We start from the raw sequence: 20,746 nt of genomic DNA on the forward strand, positions 1-20,746 counted from the left end.
TGATATTTAATTTGGTTTTTAGCTTAAGTTTTATTAGTTTTAATTATAATATTTTTTAATTTTATTTTTAAAAATAGCTTATAAAAGATTAAATATTTATTATTAAATGAAGAAATATTTTAATGATAGTAATTTATGATTACTTTATAATTATTTTAGCTTTGTTGAAATCTTAATTATCTAAAGATTTAATATTAAATTATAATTTCTTATGATGTATTGTTTAGAAATTTTCAACAAGTATTTATATTTTAAAAATATATGGAGATTGAAAATATGGGAAAAACATATGTTTTCGGACATAAAAGTCCAGATACTGATTCAATTACCTCAAGTTTAGTAATGGCTAATTTTGAAAAAGAATTAGGAAATGATGGTGCTGTTGCTTGCAGATTAGGTAATTTAAATAAAGAAACTGAATATGTATTAAATTATTTTGATATTGATGCACCTGAACTTATTGAAAAAGTTGAAGATGGTGCTGATGTTATTTTAGTAGATCATAATAGTCCAAGTGAATCTGTTGAAAATTTAGAAAATGCAAATATTAAAAAAGTTGTAGATCATCATAAAATTGCATTAGACACTTCATATCCTATATTCTATAGAGCAGAACCTGTAGGGTGTACTGAAACAATTTTATTAAAACTTTATGAAGAATATGGTATTGAAGTTAGTAAAAATATTGCAGCATTAATGTTATCTGCTATTATATCTGATACTTTACTTCTTAAATCACCAACTACAACTGATGATGATAAAAAAGCAGTTGAAAAACTTGCTAAAATTGCAGGTGTTGATTATGAAACTTATGGTTTAGATATGTTAAAAGCAGGTACTGATTTATCTGATTTCTCTATTGAAGAAATTTTAAATTTAGATGCTAAACAACTTGACTTTAAAGATGTTAAATCTATTGTAAACCAAGTTAACACTGCAGATATTAGTGAAGTTATGGAAATGCAAGATGAATTAGAAGAAGGAATGAAAAAAATCATTGAAGATGAAAATTTAGATTTATTCATGCTTTTAATCACTGATATTATAAACAGTAATTCTCAAGTTATTGTTCTTGGTAAAGATGCAAGTCTTGTAGAAAAAGCTTATGGTGTTAAATTAGAAAATAACACTGCATTACTTAAAGGCGTTGTATCACGTAAAAAACAAGTTGTACCAATAATGACTGAAAATGCATAATTAAATTCAATTTTTATTGAATTTACTTTTTTTATTTTTTAATATTTTTATTATTTATTGTTTTTTAGCTATTTTTATTAGTTTAAGTTTTTTTTAGGTATATTTTTTACTATTTATTTTTTTTATTTTTTTTTTAGCTATTTTTACTAGATTCTGTTTTTTATAATTTTTTTAGAATTAAATCTTTTTTATGTAAATTTTATTTATTATGTAATTATATTATTAATTATGGAATTAATGGATATAATGTTAAAAAGAAGAAGTATACGAAAATATACGGATGAAGATATTTCTGATGATAAAATTGAGAAAATAATTGATGCAGGTCTTCTTGCTCCATCAAGTAGAAATAGAAAACCTTGTGAATTTATTGTTATAAAAAATAAGGATATGCTTGAGAAATTATCTCATGCTAAAGCTGCAGGTTCAAAAATGTTAGCTAATGCTAATACTGCAATTGCAGTTTTTGCAGATAGTAATAAAGCAGATACATGGGTTGAAGATGCTTCAATTGCACTTACTTATATGGATTTAATGGCTGTTAATCTTGGTATTGGAACTTGTTGGACTCAAATGCATTTAAGATTTTCTAAAGATGATGTAGATAGTGAGGAATTTGTACGTAATCTTCTTTCAATTGAGGATAAATATAGAATTGTAGGTATTCTTTCTTTAGGTATTCCTTCTGAAAATAAAAATCCACATGATCTTAATAAGCTTGATAAAGATAAAGTTAAATATATTTTATAATTTTTATTAAAAACTTATTTTTATTTCATTTAAAATTAAATCTTTATATTTTTTTAGCTTTTTTTATTATTTTAATAAATAATATATATTAAATTAAATAAATTTTATAATAATTGTAATTTTAAAGGAGATTTTAAGCTTGATATTTGCAGCTATTTTAGCAGGTGGAAATGGTACAAGAATGGGTAATACTGAAAAACCTAAACAATTTTTACAATTAGGTTCTAAACCTATTATAATCCATACTATTGAAAAATTTTATATTAATGAGGCTTTTGAAAAGGTTATTGTTTTGACTCCTAAAGAATGGATTAATCATACTAATAATCTTATTAAAAAATATATTCCTGATGCAGATAATGTTGTTGTTATAGAAGGTGGAACTTTAAGAAATGATACTATTATGGCTGCTATAAGTTATATTGAAGATAATTATGATTTATCTGATGATGATATTATTTTAACACATGATTCTGTAAGACCATTTGTAACATATAGAATTATTGAAGAAAATATTAAGGCTGCTGAAGAGTATGGTGCATGTGATACTGTAATTCCTGCAACAGATACTATTGTTGAAAGTAAAGATGCTAAATTTGTCTCAAATATTCCAAGAAGGGATATGATATATCAAGGTCAAACTCCACAGTCTTTTAAAATTTTAAAACTTAAAGAATTGTATAATAAGTTAACAGATTCTGAAAAAGAAATTTTAACTGATGCTTGTAAAATATTTTTACTTAAAAATGAGAAAATATCTTTAGTAAAAGGAGATTTAACAAATATTAAAATTACTTATGCTTATGATTTAAGAGTTGCAAATGCTATTTTGGATGTTTTATAGTTGTTTGTTTAATGATTATAAATCCTATTTGTATTTTTATAGCTATTTAAAATGTTTTTAATGGTATTTAGAACTTATATTTTTATAGTAATGTCTTTAATAGTGTTTAAAATCTTATATTTTAAATATTTTAATGTTTAATGTTTTATTAAGTTTAAAATTATAGTATATTGTTTAAAGGTGTTTATATGATTAATACAGTGTGTAGATTAGTATCTTCTAGATTATTTGAGGAAGTATATGTAGATGTAGATACACAAGATAAAGTTATTGTTAGACCTAAGTATCTATCAATTTGTCATGCTGATCAAAGATATTATCAGGGAAAACGTTCTGCACAAACTTTATCTAAAAAATTACCTATGGCTCTTATTCATGAGGCAATAGGGGAAGTTGTGAAAGATTTTACAAACACTTTTAAACCTGGTGATATGGTTGTAATGATACCAAATACTCCTTATGAAATTGATGATTTAGTTTCTGAAAATTATTTAGAGTCATCAAAATTCCGTTCTAGTGATTTAGATGGATTTATGGAAGATTATGTTATAATTGATAGTAATCGTCTTATTAAAATTCCAGAGTTTATTAATCCTAAAGTTGCTTCTTTTACAGAATTTGTTTCAGTAAGTGTTCATGCAATTAAAAGATTTAATGAGATTGCAAATTCAAGAAGAGATACTATTGGTATATGGGGTGATGGTAATCTTGGATATATCACTGCTTTAATTTTAAAATTTTTAATGCCTAAATCAAAGATTTATATTTTTGGTGTTCATCAAGATAAATTAAATCTATTTTCTTTTGTTGATGGTGTTTATTTAGTTGATGATGTTCCATCTGATTTAAGAATTAATCATGCTATTGAATGTGTTGGAGGATTAGGTTCACAGGATGCTATTAATCAAATAATTGATTTAATAAAACCTGAAGGTACTATTTGTCTTTTAGGAGTTAGTGAATATAAGGTACCAATTAATACAAGGGATGTTCTATCAAAAGGTTTACATGTATTTGGTGTTAGTAGAAGTGGTCGTGAAGACTTTTTAGATGTATTTAAATTATATAAAAAGTATCCTAAATTATTAACTTATCTTGAAAACCTTGTTGGTGATGTAATTATTGTTAACTCTTTAAATGATGTTGATAATGCATTTAATAAGGATAGTAATTTACGTTTTGGTAAAACTATCATGTTTTGGGATAAATGATATTAATTTTTTTATTTTTTATTATTTTTCTTTAATTTTCTCTAATTTTTAAATAGCTTTTTATATAGTGAACTTTAAAATTATAAATATATGAATTTATTATTATAGAATTCTTTATGAATTCCTTATTATTTTTATTATTTTTTATTTCTTTGTGATATTATGGAAAATGTTGATATTTTAGTGGAAGCATTACCTTATATTAAAAAATTCCACAATAAAAAAATTTTAATTAAGTATGGTGGCCATGCAATGATTGATGATGAATCCATGGCTTCTACAGCAAGAGATACAGTTTTATTAAAATATGTAGGTATGGATCCTATTGTTGTTCATGGTGGAGGACCTGAAATCTCTAGATCTATGGATAGATTAGGTAAAAAACCTAAATTTATTAAAGGTCTTCGTGTAACTGATGAAGAAACAATGGAAATTATTAAAATGGTTCTTGTTGGTAAAATTAGTACTAATATTGTTTCTCAAATTAATCTTCATGGTGGAAAAGGTATAGGTATTTCTGGAAAAGATTCAGAACTTATTCATGCTAAAAAAAGATCTGTTCAATATTTCACTGATGTAAATACTGGTGAAACTGAAAAAATTGATTTAGGTTTAGTTGGTGAAGTTACTTGTGTAAATCATAGTCTTTTAGATATGTTTACAGATAATGGTTATATTCCTGTAATTGCACCTATTGGAATTTCTGATAATGGTTCTACATTAAATCTTAATGCAGATACTGCAGCAGGAGAAATAGCTCAAAGTGTTGTAGCTGAAAAACTTATTATTTTAACAGATGTTCCTGGTGTTTTACGTGATCCTGATGATGAAAGTAGTTTAATTCACAGAATTCATGTAGATGAAGTTCCTGATTTAATTGATCAAGGTATTATTTCTGGAGGTATGATTCCAAAAATTGAAACATGTGTAAATGCAGTTAATAATGGAGTTAAATCTGCTCATATTCTTGATGGTAGAATACCTCATTCTATACTTCTTGAAATATTTACTGATGGTGGCATTGGAACTATGATTTATAAATAGACTTTTATTTATAAATCTTTTATTACTTTTTTTATAGATTATTTATTTTATCTAACAGATTTAAAGCATTTTTATAATTTTAAATAAGTGTTTTTTAGCTATTTTTTATTATTTTTAAGTGAAGATTTGAAGTGTTTTTTAGTTATTTTTTATTTTTTAGTTAAATAGAAGTTTTTAAAGGTTTTATGTGTATTATTTTAATTATAAGTAAAAAAAGAAAAGTTGAAGTAATTTAACTATCAATTACTTCAGTATTACGTGTATCTTCATCTAAAAGACAGATACTTTCATCATTTTCCATATCATGATAAAATTCAAGTTCTTTTCCTTGATAGAATTCAATTACTTGAACCATATCATATATTTCTTTATCAAGTTTTGAATCTATTTTTTCTAATTTATTGTCATATCCTTTAAATAAATCTTTATTATATTCAAGTCTTGTTTCATCTTCAAATAATGATCCATAGTATATATCAGATTCTACAAGGTCTTGGAACATATGACTACCATATGATAATTCTGGAATATATCCAACTTCACTATATGATTCTTCAAGTATTGCTGAGAAATGACTTATATCTGCAAAGGTAACTGGAATTCCAAGTTCTGGTGATGAGGTACCAAGTCTTCCAGGAACTATTAACATTGCATTTTTATTATTGTTTTTACAGTATGTATTGATTTTTCCAATAATTGGTGCAATTGAACTTTTCTTAGCATATGGGTATTCGTAATATAATTTTGGATCTACATAAACTAATGTATCTATTACTTCTTTTCTTGATCTACCCATTGATGCATTAATAATATGGAAGTATACTTCATCTTTTCCTTCTGGAATTTCAACAGTTTCATCTGATGTTGATACTTGTAGTGGTCTACATTGTAATAGGTTAATTACATAAGAGTTGTTTTCACCTACATTAACAGTATATTCAATATCTACATGATAGTTATATGCAGAATCTAAAGTTTTAAGTAATTCTTTCATTGTATTTGTTAATTTATCATTATATGTTAAACCTTTACAGTTTACAAATACTACTTCTCTATCTTGACCTCTTTCTTTGAATCTACGTTCAGCATCATTATCATGTTCTATTAAAACTCTTTGAGCATATTTTGGAATGATTTTTAAACCATTTAAAACTGGCATTTCTTCAATTTTAACATTTTTTAAGTCAAGTAAATCAAGATAATGCTGTGAATGTTTATGTCTTTCAATAACATCTGGTTCAATAACTGCTTTTGGTTTATCTAAATTAACGATTCTAGGATAATCTCTTAATGTTCTATCTACTGCTTTAGTACCAAGACCCATTACAAGTCTTAACATTCCAGTATTATGGTTCATATCTGGAAGTGGTGTGTAAAGACTATATGAGAATCCTACACCTGCTGCAGTTGGGAAGAAGTAATCACCATAGTATGAACCGGAAACTCTCTGAACAAGCAATGCCATTTGTTCATCTTTATTATCTAGACCATTAATACGTCTATAATCTAATGCAGATATATTCATTGTACTTGCATAAACTCTTTTAACAGCATCTTCAAATGCTTCTAAACGTTCTTCTAAACTACCTCTATTTACACAGAATATAGATTCATATTTTCCTGCAAATGCATTACCAAATCCATCTTCTAAAAGACTACTTGATCTTACTATAATTGGGCTTTGTCCAAAATATTCAAGTATTCTTTTAAATTCTTCTCTAATTTCTTCTGGGAATTTTCCGTTTCTTAATCCTTTCTCTAATTTTTTACCTGCAGTATAATATCCTTCTTTTGTTCTTTGTTCAACACGAATATCCCATAAATCATTAGAAACAATATATGTGTAAAACATATCTGATCCTATAAAAAAGGAATCATCAGGTTCAAATTGTTTGTAAATATCTGGTCTATCTTTTTCAATTATTTTACGAGCAAGTAACATACCACAGCTTTTACCTCCAATCATACCACTACCTATAAGACGGTCGTATATTGTAAAGTAATCAGGTGCATTAAAATATTTTTTAACTTTTTCACCCATATCCTCTTCTTTAGTCATAAGCATATTACACATTTGGTCACATTTGTCATGTATATCTTCACCATTTTCATATTGTAATAATGCTAATTGGAAAAAACGTTCCCAACTATCTGTATTTTGTTTGTTATGATATGCAGATGCTTTATTAACAATTGTATAAAAAGTACTTACTTCCATTCCATCAGTTAATGCTTTTAAACTTTTATTTTTTGGTTCATATTTATGTCCTAAAAACATTTTCTGTGAATATCTATTCCATACTTTCAATGGATGGATATATAGATTATTATTATTTTCATCAGAATAAATATCTAAAAATAGTTGTGTAGTTTCACGAATTTTAGCAATTGCTTCAAAAGAATGTTTTCCACGAATAATTGGGAAATATGCAACTGTGTCTAATGAAAATAAGTATGGACATGTTACTTTAAAGAAGTTTCCCATCATTAAATCTGTAGACCATGCAGATTGAAGATCAGATAAACAGTCAAATACGTAAAATGCATCTCGTCCTTCTTTTGTGATAATATTATGTACTTCTAAAGTAAATGATTCAAAAAGGTCATTTGGATTTACTCTATATACTTTAATACCATTATGTTTAATCATTGAAAATTCATTGTTTTCATCTTTATTTTCTTCATCTAATTCTTTTAATTCTTCATCACTTAAATTAATAAGTGGTTCATGTTGTCCAAAATTAATATAAATTAAATTTTTATTATCTTCTAATGATTGTTTAATAAATGGTTCTGAAAAGTACTTGAATTCATCTAAATTAGAAACTTGCCATACTACATTATCGCCTAAACGTATATTATCTAATGTTTCATCTAATTCAGGTATACCTGATTTTATTCTATCAAAAGCACTCATAATAAAACTTCCCTTAATATTTATAATATATTTTTTCTTATTTTCATTGGAAAATATATTATCTTGCTTTATAGAAAAACGATAATTTTTAAATTATTATAAATTAAAATTTTAGATAGGATTTCAACAAAGCTTTATTATTAATTATAGATTAATGTATATTTTCTATATAAATATTTTTAAATGATTTTTTTCCTATAAACTCTTCTTTATTAACTTTTGTTTAATAAATAGCTTATTTTAATTAATAAAATCTTAATTATTCTAATTTATATGAAACTTGTAATTTCTAGTTTTCATTGTTTTTATAGGAATTGGTTTTCCGGATTTATATAATATTTTAAGATGTAATTATTATTATTTTTAGGAATTTGATTTTTTAGTAAAAAATAGTTTTTTATGGTTTTTTATTAGTGCTTTTTTGTGTTTTTTATGTAAAAATAGTTTTTTTATTAGTTTTTCCTGATAATAGTTTTTGTTTTATAAAAATAGTTATTATAACAAAAATATTAAATTTTAAAATTAATTTTAACTTTTAATATATTAAAAAGTATTTAAAAAGAATATAATTTAGTTAGTGTCTGCATAAATATTATATTCTTCTTTTAATTCTCTTCTAAGTAATTTCCAACCATTTACTCTTGGAAGAGTACTTGTTGTAAAGTATTTACGTGGAACTTTATATCTTGCAAGTTCTTCACGTGCATATTTATCAAGTTCTACTTTTAATTCTTCCTCTTTATCATCACTGTATATATCTTTTTTCCATATTACAGCTGCAACAGGAAGTTCTCCTCTATGACAATCATCTATTGAGAAAACAGCAATATCTTCAACTGAAGGATGTTTAATTAATACTTCTTCTACTTCAGTAGGGTATATTTTCCATCCACTCATTACAATCATATCTTTTTTACGGTCTGTAATGAAAAGTCTATTGTCTTGGTCTACGTAACCTATATCTCCAGTTAAGAACCATCCATCATCAAGAAATGCTTTTTTGGTAGCTTCTGGCATTTTCCAATATCCAGTTGCTACTGCAGGTCCACGTAATGCAATTTCTCCTTGTTCATATTTTTCCATTTCTTTATTTGGATCATCAGGATCTACAATTTTTACTTCTGAGAAACAAACAGGGTGTCCTACACTTTCAAATCTATCTGCACTATAATAATCTTCTGGTCTAATTACTGTACCTGTTCCAATTACAATTGTTTCACTTAATCCATATGCATTTATAACTGGTATTCCATAGATATGTTGGAATTGTTTCCATATTTTTTTATGTAATGGTCCTCCACCAGATATTATTTCACGTACTGAATTAAATTGTTTAGCATATTCGGGGTGAGTTGTTAATGTATGTATTACTGGAGGCATTCCTGCAAGTACGGTTACTCTTTCTTCATCACATAATCTTCTATAATCATCAATATTATATTGTTCCATCATTATGTATAATGCTCCACAACTAAGAGCAGAAATAGCCCAGGAAAGTCCTACATGTGCCATAGGATATATAATTAATGCAACATCATTTTGTTTTAATGAAAGTACATCTGTTTCATTATGTATTGCACTAAACCAATTACCATGAGTAAGCATAGATCCTTTAGGTTTACCAGTTGTACCTGAAGTATATTGAAGTTGACATAAATCATCCCAATCTGTTGTTTCAGCAGGTAAAACTTCTTTTTCACGGTATGATTCAATTTCTTCTGGTTTTGGTATGTATGATTTGATTTTTAAATGGTCAATTTCTTCTTTTGCATCATCATCTGTAACTATGAGTTTTGCATCAGCATTATCAACCATATATTTTAATTCATATTTAGTAAAAATCCTATTAGTTGGTATTACAACTGCACCTATTCTCCAACCTGCTAATATTGTAAATAAATATTCTGGACAGTTTTTTAAATATATTAAAATCCTATCTCCTTTGTTAATACCTTTGGATTTTAATATTCTTCCAATTTCTGAAATAATTGATAATATTTCTCCTGAAGAGTATTTGGTATTACGTTCAGGACAGTAAAAAACATCTTTTGATAGACGTTTACTATTTGCATCTAAAAATGTAGTTATATTAAGTATTTAAACCCCTCCTTCTATGGATTTTTTTTAATTAAATGATAATAATTTAGTTTGATTAATTTTTATTTGACTTTTTTTAGTTTTATTTTAGTTTGAGATATTTTTTTATTTTTTAATTTAGTTTATTGTAAATTTTTGAGTTTTTTTTAGTTTAATATATTTTTGAGTTTTTGATTTTAATTAGTTTTATATAAACATTATTAATTTGATTTTATTTTAAAATAAATATTTTTATTGTCCTTCTAATTCTTTTAGATTGCATACAACTGCATCAGCCATTTCATAGGTTTTATTGTTTCCACCTAAATCTGGAGTTTTAATATTTCCTTTTCTTAAAACTTCTTTGCATGCTTTTTCAAGGAGATTACCTTCATAATCATATTTAAGATATTTTAACATCATACTTGTAGAAAGTAACATTGCTATTGGATTAGATATATTTTTTCCTGCAATATCTGGTGCTGAACCATGTACTGGTTCAAATAATCCATTATCATCACCAATGTTTCCACTTGGTGCAAGTCCAAGTCCACCTACAAGTCCAGCAGCTTCATCAGATAATATATCTCCATAGAGATTTCCTGCAACAATAACATCAAACATTTGTGGATTTTGAACAATAAACATTGAGGTTGCATCTACATAATAATCATTAGTTTTTATATTTGGATATTCTTTAGCTACTTCATAAAAAGTATCTCTAAATAATCCATCAGTTTTTTTAAGAACATTTGCTTTATGAGAAGCTACAACACTTTTTCTATTTTCTTTTACTGCTTGTTTAAATGCAAGTTCACATATTCTTTTAGATGCTTTTTTTGTAATTATTTTATTTGCAATTACTTTTTCATCTTCTTCAATAACTTTTTCATCTTGTGAATATAATCCTTCTGTATTTTCACGTACTATTAAAAAGTCAACATCATCATAAAGACATTTTACTCCTTTAAATGATTTGATTGGTCTTAAATTACCATATACATTTAATTCTTTTCTTAATGTTACAATTGGACTTTTTTGTCCAGGAGTTGATGTAATTGCACCAAATAATGTTGCATCTGATTTTTTTGCTTGTTTTATAGTGTCTTCTGGAATTGTTGAACCATTTTTTTCAAAACATTCTCTTCCAGCAGGCATTTCTGTATAATTAAAGTTTAATTCAAAGTAATCAAGTACATATAAACTTGCATTCATTACTTCTTTACCTATTCCATCTCCAGGAATTGTAGTTATATTAATCATATTTTTTCACTATATTCTTGATTTAATTTGTAATAATAATTTAATTTAATAATATAATATTTATAATTAGATATTTATTAATCATTATTTTTTTAAAGGTTTCTAAATTAATAATTCTATTTTTATTTTTTTTTTTAAATATGCTTTAATTTCCTTAAATTTTCTTAAATACTTATTTTTTTATAGTTTTTTCTTATTAATTTAATAATTGTTTATAAATATTTATAAGAATAATAAATACTATATGTTATTAATTACAAAGAAATTTAATGATTATATAATTTTGTGGTTATGAATTATATAATCAGTATTTATTGAGTTTTAAGAGGAATATTGTTAAAATGGATTATAGAAAGATAATATTTATTATTGTATTTTGTACTATAGTTTTATCTATATATTTAATTATTACAGGATTACAGGAAGATGATAGTCTTAAGTATACAGTTACAGTAGATAATTCAAATTTTACAGTACCATCTACCTATAAAGTTGTTAATAATTCATCAAATTATGCTATTCTAACAACTGACAATCAATCTGCTAATTCATCTAATTGTTATCATTTATTAATTCAAAGAATTAATGAAAGTCAAAAAGAAGAATTTTCAAACAATGTAACTGCTGATTATTATTCATATTCTGTTAATAAGGTAAATAATACTTATATGGTTAATAAATCTTATCTTGATGATATTATTGAATATATAACGTTTTGTCAAAATGGTAATAAGATGTATATTTTAGATTTATGTGTTAATAGTGGTTATTATAAATCTAATCCTACAAATCGTACTATTCCAGAACAATTAAATGATATTATTAATGATAGTGGATATAAACCTATTTAATTTTATTTTTTATATTTTTTTATTTTTAATTACTATTTTTTTATTTTATATTCTATTTTTAAATATGTACTAAGTTTAATCTTTATTTTTTAATTTATTGCTTTTTTAATTGTTTTTTTTTATTTTTTTTATAGATTATTGATTTTTTTAATCTAATTGTTTTTTATTATTAAATTTAGACTTATAAATATTGTTCGTACATAGTCGAAACATTTTTATATTATATATAACAATATTATATTAATTAAAATATAGAAATATGTAGATTATATAAATTGTTAAAAACAATATTATAATTAAAAGGTGGTTATAATGGTAGAAACAATTGAAGACTTAATCAATGCATTAAAAACTGAAGATGATTTAGAAAGAGAAGCAACTCTTGGAGAACTTGAAATTAGAGGAGAAGAATCATTAGATGCATTAATTGAAGCATTAAATAATAGGAATAAAAATATTAGAAGATACTCTGCTCAAGCTTTAGGTTATATTGGTAATGAAAAAGCTATAAAACCATTAATCAATACTTTGGAAGATAAAAATAAATTTGTAAGAAGAGAAGCATCTACTGCTTTAGTTCATATTGGTGAACCTGCATTTGATTCTTTAATTGAAATTTTAGATCATGAAAATTGGAGAGTTAGAGGTGCAGCTGCTTGGGCTTTAGGAAGTATGAAAAAACCTGAAGCACTTGAAGCATTAAATGCTTTATTAGAAGATGAAAGTGGTTTTGTTAAAGCAGGTGCAAAAAACGCAATAGCAAATATTGAAAGAGGAAACTAAATTTAATTTAGTTTTCCTTTATCTTTATTAACTTATTTTGTTTAATTCTGTTTTTTTACTGTGTGTAATTTATTTTCTTGTTTTTTTATTGATATTTATTGTATATTATTCTTGTTTTTATTTTATTATTGATGTTTTTTAATATACTTTAAATTATTTTATTAACTTATTTTTAAAATTTTGATTATTATTTTCTATTTTTTATTATATTTTTAAAAATATTTTTTTAATATTTTTGAATATTATATAATTTTTAATGTATTTTTTTATTTTAATTATAATTTTTATTTTATTTTCAACTATAATCTGAAAGAATATATAAAATTTATATTCAATAGGAAGTAGTTTTCCGACTATTTTATATATAATAAAAGTAAATATTATTATGGTTACTTTTTCTAATTGAAATAAGTAAAAATTTATATCATTCTAAATTTTTTTTAAATGATTTTATTATAAGTAAAAATTAAACTTATATTTTTAATTTTATTTTAAAATTATAAGTATTGCTTAATTGTTTTAATCTTAATTTTTAATGTATTAAAATAAAATATATTAATTATTAAGAACAAATATTAATACATTATATATTAAAGCAAATATTTATCATAATTATTTATTAAAATTTAAGGAGATATAGAATGAAAATAGGAATTTTAAACTTACAAGGTGCAGTTAGTGAACATTACGATATTACAAAAAAAGCAATAAAAAATTTAGCTATAGATGCAGAATGTGAGAATGTACGTTATGCTGATGATGTAGCATCTTGTGATGGTGTTATTATTTCTGGAGGAGAAAGTACAGTTATTGGTAAAATCATTTTTGAAAGAGGTATTGATAAAGTAATTAAAGAAAATAATATACCTGTTTTCGGTACATGTGCTGGTATGGTTTTACTTGCTAAAAAAATTGATTTTGATCAACCATTACTTGGTTTAATGGATATTGTTGTAAAAAGAAATGCTTTCGGATCTCAAAAAAATTCATTTGAATCAAATATTAAGTTTCTTGGAGAAGACTTTAATGGAGTTTTCATTAGGGCTCCAGCAATTTCAAGTTATGATAAAACAAAAGAGGATATTAAAGTTTTAGCAACTCTCGATGATCAAGTTATAGCTATTAAACAAGGACATAATATTGCTTGCAGTTTTCATCCAGAGTTAACTGACGATACTAGAATTCATGAATACTTTTTAAAGGAGGTTTTACAGTGTGTGGAATAGCAGGAATTGTATATAAAGATGGAAAATTACATAATATTGGTAATGACATGACTAACATGTTAAATGCACTTCAACATAGAGGGCCTGATTCAGCAGGTTTTGCATTATATGGTGGTTTAGGTCTTAAAGATGATGAATATATTTTAAATATTCAACTTGAAAATAATAGTAAAAAATTATTAAGAACAGTTAAAGATGAAATCAACATGGTTTCACCAATTGAATCTGATAAATTAATGTTTACTACTGAAAATTCATGTTTATATCAATGTAAAATTCAATTAGATGAATTTAACATGTTAAAACCTCTTATTCAAGATGTTGATTCAATTGATGATAAAGTTGTAGTTATTAATGGAGAACATGGTTTCCAAATGATTAAAGATGTAGGTTCTGTTCTTGATATTGCAGATAATTATGATACTCGTTCTATTAAAGGAACTCATGGAATTGGACATACAAGATTTTCTACAGAAAGTGGAGTAGATTTATATCATGCTCATCCATTTCAAACATATATTTTAAGAGATGTTTCTTTAGTACATAATGGACAAATTACTAATTATTGGAAAGTTAGAGATGCTTTAGAAAGAAAAGGCCATATATTTGAAACAAACAATGATACTGAATGTTTAGTTCATTATATTGCAGATAAAATTTCTACTGGTTACTCCTTAGAAGAAGCTTTAGAACAATCTGTAGAAAATATGGATGGTCCATTCTCTTATATTGTTGCAACTCCTAATGGTATTGGTATTGCTAAAGATAAATTAGGTTTAAGACCTGGTGTAATGGCAGAAAATGATGAGATCTTTGCAATAGCTTCAGAAGAAGTTTCACTTGGACAAGTAATTGATACTAGTGAAGTTGAACAAATTTATCCTGGTGAGGTTAGAGTATTTGAGATCTAATTAATAAAATAGTTATTAATTAAAATAAAAGGTTAAAATAGTATAAAGGTGATTTAATGGCTAATGAAATTGAAATTGATGCATCCTCACTTACTCCTCGTGAATTAAATTCAAAAATTAAAGAATATGCAAAAAAATTTGATAAAATTATTATTAAAAATCCTGGAGCAGAACATTATCTTGTTGCAGGACTCGTTGATGATACTAGTATTGTTATTGAAGGTTCTGCAGGTTATTTTGCTGGAACCATGTTAGATAAAGGTAATATTACTATTAATGGTAATGCAGGATGGTTTGTAGGAGATAATATGACTAGTGGTGAAATCGTAGTAAATGGTTCTGCAGGTGATGGTGCAGGACAAGGAATCTATGGTGGAACTGTTGTAGTAAGAAAAGGTGTAGGTTCAAGAACTGGAGAAATCATGAAAGGAGGAACTGTAATTATTGGTGGTGACTCTGGATTCATGACAGGTATCTTTATGATGGGTGGTCGTATGATTATCCTTGGTAATTTAGGTGCTGATGCAGCAGAATCTATTATTCGTGGTGAAATCTTTGTTTTAGGTGATGTTCAAAGTTTAGGTAAAAATGCTATAATTATTGATATTACTGATGATGATAAAAAAGAATTAAAAGAAATTCTTGAACATTATGACTTTGAATTAGATGATGAAGATTATGACAAATTTACAAAAATTATACCAGAAAGTGCAAGACCAATTTATGGTAAATAGAAAGGGAGGAAAATAAAATGCCATATAAAGTAAAAAGAAGTCCAGTACTTTGTAAAAGAAGTTTTAATAGGCCAGGATGCTGTTGGTATATGTGTGATGACAGGGACGAAAAAATATGTCATAAATGTTTCTCCTGTGTAAATAACTGTCCTCATAATGTTTATGAAGTAGTTGATGGTGAACCTTATGCAGTATATCCTGAAAGATGTGTTGGTTGTAGAATTTGTATGGAAATGTGTCCAAATAAGGCTATTGAAGTTGAAGCTATTCCAGAAGATTATAGGGAATCTTGGAAATATCCAGATATGATGGAAATTGTTAGAAAATCTGACTCTGGAAAATATCAAATTAGAAGTACTGGTGCATTAAGGAAAATACCAACATTTGATGATTTAGTAATTACTCCTGCACAAGTATCAAGACCACCTTTAGATAAATATCGTGAACCTTGTGGAACTGATGTTGTTCTTGGTAGTAGATTTGCTGAAAACCCATTAAAAATTGATACTCCTATTATGATTGGAGCAATGTCTTTTGGTGCATTAAGTAAAGAAGCTAAAATGGCATTAGCTATAGGTTCATCACTTGCAGGTACTGCAACTAATACTGGTGAAGGTGGAATGCTTCATGAAGAAAGAGATCTTGCAGATAAACTTATTGCTCAATATGCATCTGGAAGATTTGGAATATCTGCAGAAACCTTAAATAAAGGTGATGCAATTGAAATTAAAATTGGTCAAGGAGCAAAATCGGGTATGGGTGGACACCTTTTAGGAGAAAAAGTTACAGCAGATGTAGCTAAAATTAGGATGATACCAGAAGGGTCTGATGCATTATCTCCTGCAAGACATATGGATATTGTAGGTCCTGAGGATCTTGCAATGAAAATTTCACAATTAAGAGAAATTACAGACTGGAAAGTACCTATTATGGTTAAATTTGCTTCAGGTAAAGTTGCTAGTGATGTAAAAATTGCAGCAAAAGCTGGTGCAGATGTAGTTGTAGTAGATGGTATGCAAGGTGGTACTGGTGCTGGTCCTGATGTTATTATGGAACATTCTGGTATTCCAACACTTGCTTCTGTTGTAGAAGCAGATCAAGCTTTAAGAGAAATTAATCTTAGAGAAGATGTTGATCTTGTTATTGCTGGAGGTATTAGGTCTGGTGCAGATGTTGCTAAAGCTATGGCTTTAGGTGCAGATGCTGTATATATTGCTACTGCAGCTCTTATTTCAATTGGTTGTAGAGTATGTCAACAATGTCATACAAGTACTTGTAAAAAAGGTATTGCAACTCAAGATCTTGAATTAAGACATAGATTAAATGTTAAACAAGCAGGAAAACAAGTAGCTAATTATATTAAAGCTATGACTGATGAAGCTTGTATGTTAGTACAACAAGCAGGAAACACACATCTTTCAAAATTAGAAAAAGAAAATTTAAGAGCATTAACCCTTGAAGCTTCTGCATTAAGTGGAGTTCCAATGGCTGGTAAAGAATGGTTACATTAAATTAAATATTAATTAGTTTATAACTAATTAATTTTTATTTTCTTAAATTTTTTATTTAGTTTTTATTTAGTTTTTAGTTGTTTTTTTCTTTGTTTTTATATAGTTTTTATTTATATTTTGTCGGTTTTTTTATTTTTTATTAAATTTTGTGTCTTTTTAGCTATTTATTTTATTTTATTTAGTTTTTAGCTATTTAAATTTTTATTTAAGTATTATTTTTAATTTAGTTTATTTTAAGTAATTATTTATTATCTAACTCTTCAATTTCATGAGCAATACAAAGTTTACATAATGCAGTTGGATTTTTAATATTATTGTGTTTTACAGGACAATAATAAATACCGTTTTTAAATATAATTTTTTGATTTGCAGGGAATGGAGTATTAATTGGATGAATAGATTCTTCTAAAATAAATGTTGTATATATAGATATTATAGTATACATTAATGGTGTTTTATTACTTTGTGAATCTATTTCTTTCATTTGTTCATTATATTGATTTTCTAATATATTTAATGAATTTAAAAAGTTTTCTTTTTTAATATTTTTAGGATAATCATTATCATCATTTTTAATTTTTTCAAGTCTTCCTAAAAAATATTTTATTGTAACTTTAAGGTATTCTTCTCTATATGATTTTTGAATATATTCTCCTTCTTTTTTAAGATATCCTGAGGCAATAATTTCATCATATAATCTCATTTTTCTTGCATAATGTTTGATAATGGTTAATATATCATTTTTACTTATAGTTTCATTATTTCCAAGTTCTCTTAATTCATTAAATATTGTCATATTTTTCCCATTTAAAAATTATTATTTAATTAATCTTAATTTTTAGTCTTTTAAAATAATATATTTTTGTTTAAACTTTTAATTTACTTAATTTTATTATTAAAATTTTTATAAATATTTAAATTTAATAAAAATCATAATTTATTATAATTACTATTTAATTTATAAATTAAGGATTATTTATTATGATTACAATTACTAAAAATGAAAGAAAAGTTTTAGATTTAGTTAAAAAACTTAATGAATCATATAGTGAAGGTATTCCTCAAAATTTACTTAAAATTGAGCTTAAAATACATGAATATCAATTATATGAAATTTTAAATAGTCTTAAAAATAAGAAACTTATAGATTTTGAGGATAATCGTGTTAAATTAATTGATACTGATGAAAAAATAAATACTGTAGATTCAAAACAAGATGTTATTGATGCAGAATTAAATCAAATTGAACAAGATTCTATTGAACTTATTAAGAATATTGTAGTTGATGGTATTGTTCCTAAATATGAATTAGAAGGAAATCTTTTATATGGTGATTTAGGTTTATCTGATTTTAGAATGTATCATGTAATTATTTCTTTAACAAATAAAGGTATTATTAAGCCTATTCTTAAGTATGGAGAACAATATTATAGACTTTTATTAACTGAATAATTTCTTTATTTAGTTTTATAACACTTTTTTTATATTATTTTTATTTTTCTATTTGTTTTTTTTTATTTTCTGTTTGTTTGTTTTTAGTTTTTTTATATTTTGTTTTTATAGATGCATGTTTTTTTAGTTTTTTTTACTTGTGTGTTTTGTTTTTAGTTTTTTACTATAATTATTGTTTTTATATTATCATTTTTAGGATTTTAATTTTAATCTTCATTTAAGAAATTTATTATTAAGTTTTTAGCTTCATTGAAGTTTCTTTTAATTAATATATTGTGTTTAGTATTAGGAAATGAAACTATTTTTGAATTTGGTATTTTTTCTAGTTCTTTAATATTATTATATGAGATAATTTCTTCATCTTCACCATAAATTATTAAAGTTTTATTTTTAATTTCAGGTAATTTATTATAAATATCAAAATTATTACATGTTTTTAAGGTTTTTAGTATTGCTCTTTGATTTTTAGTTTTTGTTTGATTTATTTTAGTGTTATCTAATTTATTTTTATTTTCTCTAATTATATCTTCAGGTAATACATACTTTATCATAGTATCATAGAATGATTCAAAACTTTCATTTAGTGAATCAAGCATTATTTTAAAGTTTTTCTTTGTGTATTCATCTGATCTTGGTAAAGTAGATATAAGTATTAATTTTGATATAAGTTCTGGATTTTCAACAGCAATTTTAAGAGATATTTGTCCTCCAAGTGAAAAACCTATTAAATGGAATTTATTAATATTTAATTTCTCAAGAAGTTTTATAACATCGTCTTTTATTAAATTTATAGTATATTTTTCATTTCCTTCATCAGTTTTTCCATGTCCTCGTAAATCCATACTTATTACTTTATAATATTTTTCTAAATATTTAGTTAAATATCTCCAATAATTTAAATCATCTGAAAGGCCATGTATTAAAACGACAGGAAATCCATTTCCTGAGATTTTATAGTTCATATTAATTGAGTTAATATTAATAGTTGTCATATTATTACTTTTTTATTTTAATTTAATTTAATTTATACATATAATAAAATTAATTATCTTATATTATAATTTAATTCTAATTATCATTTATGTAATTTTATTATAATTATTTTTTAGCTATTCTAAGTTAAAAATAAGTTTTAATATTTATTTTTGATTTTGCTAATTTTCATAAAATTTATATAATACAAATTTTAAAATTAAAACATATAAAGTTGTTTATATTTTTGTATAAACAATCTTATTTAAAAAAATTTAGGAGTTCTGTGGATGATGAGAATTAGTATGTCTTTACCTAAAAAATTATTAGAAGATTTTGATGATGTTCTAAAAAGTAGGGGATACCAATCTCGTTCTAAAGGTATTAGAGATGCTCTCCAAGATTATATTCTCCGTTATCAATGGATGAATGAAATGGAAGGAGAGAGGATTGGTGTAATTACTATAATCTATGATCATCATTATACTGGAGTCATGGAAGATTTAGCAGATATTCAACATGCTTACAGAGAAACTATTACTGCTAGTATGCATGTACACATGACTGAAAAATATTGTATGGAAGTTATCATTGTTAATGGTGATGTAAATCTTATACGTGAAATCACTGAAAAAATGATGAAACTTAAAGGTGTAGAACACGTTAAACTTACTAGTACTGCTAATAGTAAGAATTTTAGTCATAAACATGAACATGATCATGATCATGTACATTTTGAAGGTTAGTACTTAAGTTTATTTTTAATCTTTTTTTAAAGATTTAAACTTAAGTTTATTCTTTAAAATATTTTATCATGTTTTAATAGTTTTTATTTTTAATATTTTCTTGTTTTATATGATTTTTAATTATTTTTATTACTTTTATTTAATTTCCTTATTTTTTTATGATTAATTTCCTTATTTTTTTTAGTTTAGTAAATTTTTTAGTTTAGTTTCTTTTTTTAATTGTTTAAAATTATTTATTTATTTAATCTTATTTTTAAT

General features: G+C 24.7%; 18 protein-coding genes. 13 read left to right on the forward strand and 5 right to left on the reverse strand.

Translation table 11 applies throughout. The annotated features are described in order from the left end of the window. The first annotated feature begins 276 nt into the window (after positions 1-276). The 5 genes from BGI41_RS01245 to argB all read left to right on the forward strand — a co-directional run bounded on the left by BGI41_RS01245 (position 277) and on the right by argB (position 5,046). Entirely contained in the window at positions 277-1,197 is a 921-nt protein-coding gene (locus BGI41_RS01245) for a manganese-dependent inorganic pyrophosphatase (RefSeq protein WP_088538435.1), read from the forward strand. Positions 1,198-1,434: 237 nt separating this feature from the next. Next, positions 1,435-1,947 (forward strand): nitroreductase family protein, encoded by a 513-nt coding sequence (locus tag BGI41_RS01250; protein ID WP_233126289.1) that lies wholly within the window; start codon positions 1,435-1,437, stop codon positions 1,945-1,947. A 139-nt stretch (positions 1,948-2,086) separates the two neighbouring features. After that, positions 2,087-2,791, forward strand: coding sequence for a 2-C-methyl-D-erythritol 4-phosphate cytidylyltransferase (locus tag BGI41_RS01255; RefSeq protein WP_088538437.1), 705 nt, complete (start codon positions 2,087-2,089; stop codon positions 2,789-2,791). A 188-nt stretch (positions 2,792-2,979) separates the two neighbouring features. Continuing rightward, positions 2,980-4,002: an alcohol dehydrogenase catalytic domain-containing protein gene (locus BGI41_RS01260; protein ID WP_088538438.1), complete on the forward strand. Its 1,023-nt coding sequence runs from the start codon at positions 2,980-2,982 to the stop codon at positions 4,000-4,002. A 162-nt stretch (positions 4,003-4,164) separates the two neighbouring features. Beyond that, positions 4,165-5,046, forward strand: a complete 882-nt coding sequence (gene argB / locus BGI41_RS01265) for an acetylglutamate kinase (protein WP_088538439.1) — start codon at positions 4,165-4,167, stop codon at positions 5,044-5,046. Positions 5,047-5,278: 232 nt separating this feature from the next. Here the strand turns inward: argB and BGI41_RS01270 are convergent, their stop codons facing one another. The 3 genes from BGI41_RS01270 to aksF form a co-directional block, all read right to left on the reverse strand. Continuing rightward, positions 5,279-7,963: a PEP/pyruvate-binding domain-containing protein gene (locus BGI41_RS01270; RefSeq protein ID WP_088538440.1), complete on the reverse strand. Its 2,685-nt coding sequence runs from the start codon at positions 7,961-7,963 to the stop codon at positions 5,279-5,281. A gap of 570 nt (positions 7,964-8,533) precedes the next feature. Beyond that, positions 8,534-10,060, reverse strand: coding sequence for a class I adenylate-forming enzyme family protein (locus tag BGI41_RS01275; RefSeq protein ID WP_088538441.1), 1,527 nt, complete (start codon positions 10,058-10,060; stop codon positions 8,534-8,536). A gap of 231 nt (positions 10,061-10,291) precedes the next feature. Continuing rightward, positions 10,292-11,302, reverse strand: coding sequence for a homoisocitrate dehydrogenase (gene aksF, locus BGI41_RS01280; RefSeq protein WP_088538442.1), 1,011 nt, complete (start codon positions 11,300-11,302; stop codon positions 10,292-10,294). A gap of 341 nt (positions 11,303-11,643) precedes the next feature. Between aksF and BGI41_RS01285 the strand changes: the two genes are divergently transcribed. The 6 genes from BGI41_RS01285 (at position 11,644) to BGI41_RS01310 (ending at position 17,318) form a co-directional block, all read left to right on the forward strand. Continuing rightward, entirely contained in the window at positions 11,644-12,153 is a 510-nt protein-coding gene (locus BGI41_RS01285; RefSeq protein ID WP_088538443.1) for a hypothetical protein, read from the forward strand. Between the two features lie 312 nt (positions 12,154-12,465). Next, on the forward strand, positions 12,466-12,936 hold the full coding sequence (locus BGI41_RS01290) for a HEAT repeat domain-containing protein (protein ID WP_088538444.1): 471 nt from the start codon (positions 12,466-12,468) through the stop codon (positions 12,934-12,936). 641 nt (positions 12,937-13,577) lie between these two features. Continuing rightward, positions 13,578-14,162 (forward strand): pyridoxal 5'-phosphate synthase glutaminase subunit PdxT, encoded by a 585-nt coding sequence (gene pdxT, locus BGI41_RS01295; RefSeq protein WP_088538445.1) that lies wholly within the window; start codon positions 13,578-13,580, stop codon positions 14,160-14,162. Further along, positions 14,150-15,073: a glutamine amidotransferase gene (locus BGI41_RS01300; RefSeq protein WP_088538446.1), complete on the forward strand. Its 924-nt coding sequence runs from the start codon at positions 14,150-14,152 to the stop codon at positions 15,071-15,073. Before pdxT ends, BGI41_RS01300 begins: the two co-directional genes overlap by 13 nt. Before the next feature lie 56 nt (positions 15,074-15,129). Then, entirely contained in the window at positions 15,130-15,807 is a 678-nt protein-coding gene (locus tag BGI41_RS01305; protein WP_088538447.1) for a GXGXG domain-containing protein, read from the forward strand. A 17-nt stretch (positions 15,808-15,824) separates the two neighbouring features. Beyond that, entirely contained in the window at positions 15,825-17,318 is a 1,494-nt protein-coding gene (locus BGI41_RS01310; protein WP_088538448.1) for a glutamate synthase-related protein, read from the forward strand. Positions 17,319-17,559: 241 nt separating this feature from the next. On the opposite strand, the gene BGI41_RS01315 is transcribed toward BGI41_RS01310, so the two are convergent. After that, positions 17,560-18,114 carry a DUF2115 family protein gene (locus BGI41_RS01315; RefSeq protein WP_088538449.1) on the reverse strand — a complete coding sequence of 185 codons (555 nt, stop codon included), beginning with the start codon at positions 18,112-18,114 and terminating at the stop codon, positions 17,560-17,562. 185 nt (positions 18,115-18,299) lie between these two features. Here BGI41_RS01315 and BGI41_RS01320 point away from each other — a divergent pair, with 185 nt between their 5' ends. Then, positions 18,300-18,770: a hypothetical protein gene (locus tag BGI41_RS01320; RefSeq protein ID WP_088538450.1), complete on the forward strand. Its 471-nt coding sequence runs from the start codon at positions 18,300-18,302 to the stop codon at positions 18,768-18,770. A gap of 206 nt (positions 18,771-18,976) precedes the next feature. On the opposite strand, the gene BGI41_RS01325 is transcribed toward BGI41_RS01320, so the two are convergent. Continuing rightward, a complete protein-coding gene (locus BGI41_RS01325) occupies positions 18,977-19,762 on the reverse strand; it encodes an alpha/beta fold hydrolase (RefSeq protein ID WP_088538451.1) in 786 nt (261 codons plus the stop codon). Positions 19,763-20,032: 270 nt separating this feature from the next. On the opposite strand from BGI41_RS01325, the gene nikR reads away from it, so the two are divergent. Then, positions 20,033-20,488, forward strand: a complete 456-nt coding sequence (nikR, locus tag BGI41_RS01330; RefSeq protein WP_088538452.1) for a nickel-responsive transcriptional regulator NikR — start codon at positions 20,033-20,035, stop codon at positions 20,486-20,488. Positions 20,489-20,746: the final 258 nt, after the last annotated feature.

Origin of the sequence: Methanobrevibacter sp. 87.7 (genome assembly GCF_002208625.1) — an archaeon.
Lineage (GTDB): Archaea > Methanobacteriota > Methanobacteria > Methanobacteriales > Methanobacteriaceae > Methanarmilla.

Excerpts from the sequence above, each read along its gene's own strand:
- aksF (WP_088538442.1), bottom strand. The coding sequence starts at position 11,302 with ATGATTAATATAACTACAATTCCTGGAGATGGAATAGGTAAAGAAGTA.
- BGI41_RS01305 (WP_088538447.1), top strand. The coding sequence starts at position 15,130 with ATGGCTAATGAAATTGAAATTGATGCATCCTCACTTACTCCTCGTGAA.
- BGI41_RS01260 (WP_088538438.1), top strand. The coding sequence starts at position 2,980 with ATGATTAATACAGTGTGTAGATTAGTATCTTCTAGATTATTTGAGGAA.
- BGI41_RS01320 (WP_088538450.1), top strand. The coding sequence starts at position 18,300 with ATGATTACAATTACTAAAAATGAAAGAAAAGTTTTAGATTTAGTTAAA.
- BGI41_RS01285 (WP_088538443.1), top strand. The coding sequence starts at position 11,644 with ATGGATTATAGAAAGATAATATTTATTATTGTATTTTGTACTATAGTT.
- BGI41_RS01290 (WP_088538444.1), top strand. The coding sequence starts at position 12,466 with ATGGTAGAAACAATTGAAGACTTAATCAATGCATTAAAAACTGAAGAT.
- pdxT (WP_088538445.1), top strand. The coding sequence starts at position 13,578 with ATGAAAATAGGAATTTTAAACTTACAAGGTGCAGTTAGTGAACATTAC.
- nikR (WP_088538452.1), top strand. The coding sequence starts at position 20,033 with ATGATGAGAATTAGTATGTCTTTACCTAAAAAATTATTAGAAGATTTT.
- BGI41_RS01270 (WP_088538440.1), bottom strand. The coding sequence starts at position 7,963 with ATGAGTGCTTTTGATAGAATAAAATCAGGTATACCTGAATTAGATGAA.
- argB (WP_088538439.1), top strand. The coding sequence starts at position 4,165 with ATGGAAAATGTTGATATTTTAGTGGAAGCATTACCTTATATTAAAAAA.
- BGI41_RS01325 (WP_088538451.1), bottom strand. The coding sequence starts at position 19,762 with ATGACAACTATTAATATTAACTCAATTAATATGAACTATAAAATCTCA.
- BGI41_RS01250 (WP_233126289.1), top strand. The coding sequence starts at position 1,435 with ATGGATATAATGTTAAAAAGAAGAAGTATACGAAAATATACGGATGAA.
- BGI41_RS01315 (WP_088538449.1), bottom strand. The coding sequence starts at position 18,114 with ATGACAATATTTAATGAATTAAGAGAACTTGGAAATAATGAAACTATA.
- BGI41_RS01245 (WP_088538435.1), top strand. The coding sequence starts at position 277 with ATGGGAAAAACATATGTTTTCGGACATAAAAGTCCAGATACTGATTCA.
- BGI41_RS01310 (WP_088538448.1), top strand. The coding sequence starts at position 15,825 with ATGCCATATAAAGTAAAAAGAAGTCCAGTACTTTGTAAAAGAAGTTTT.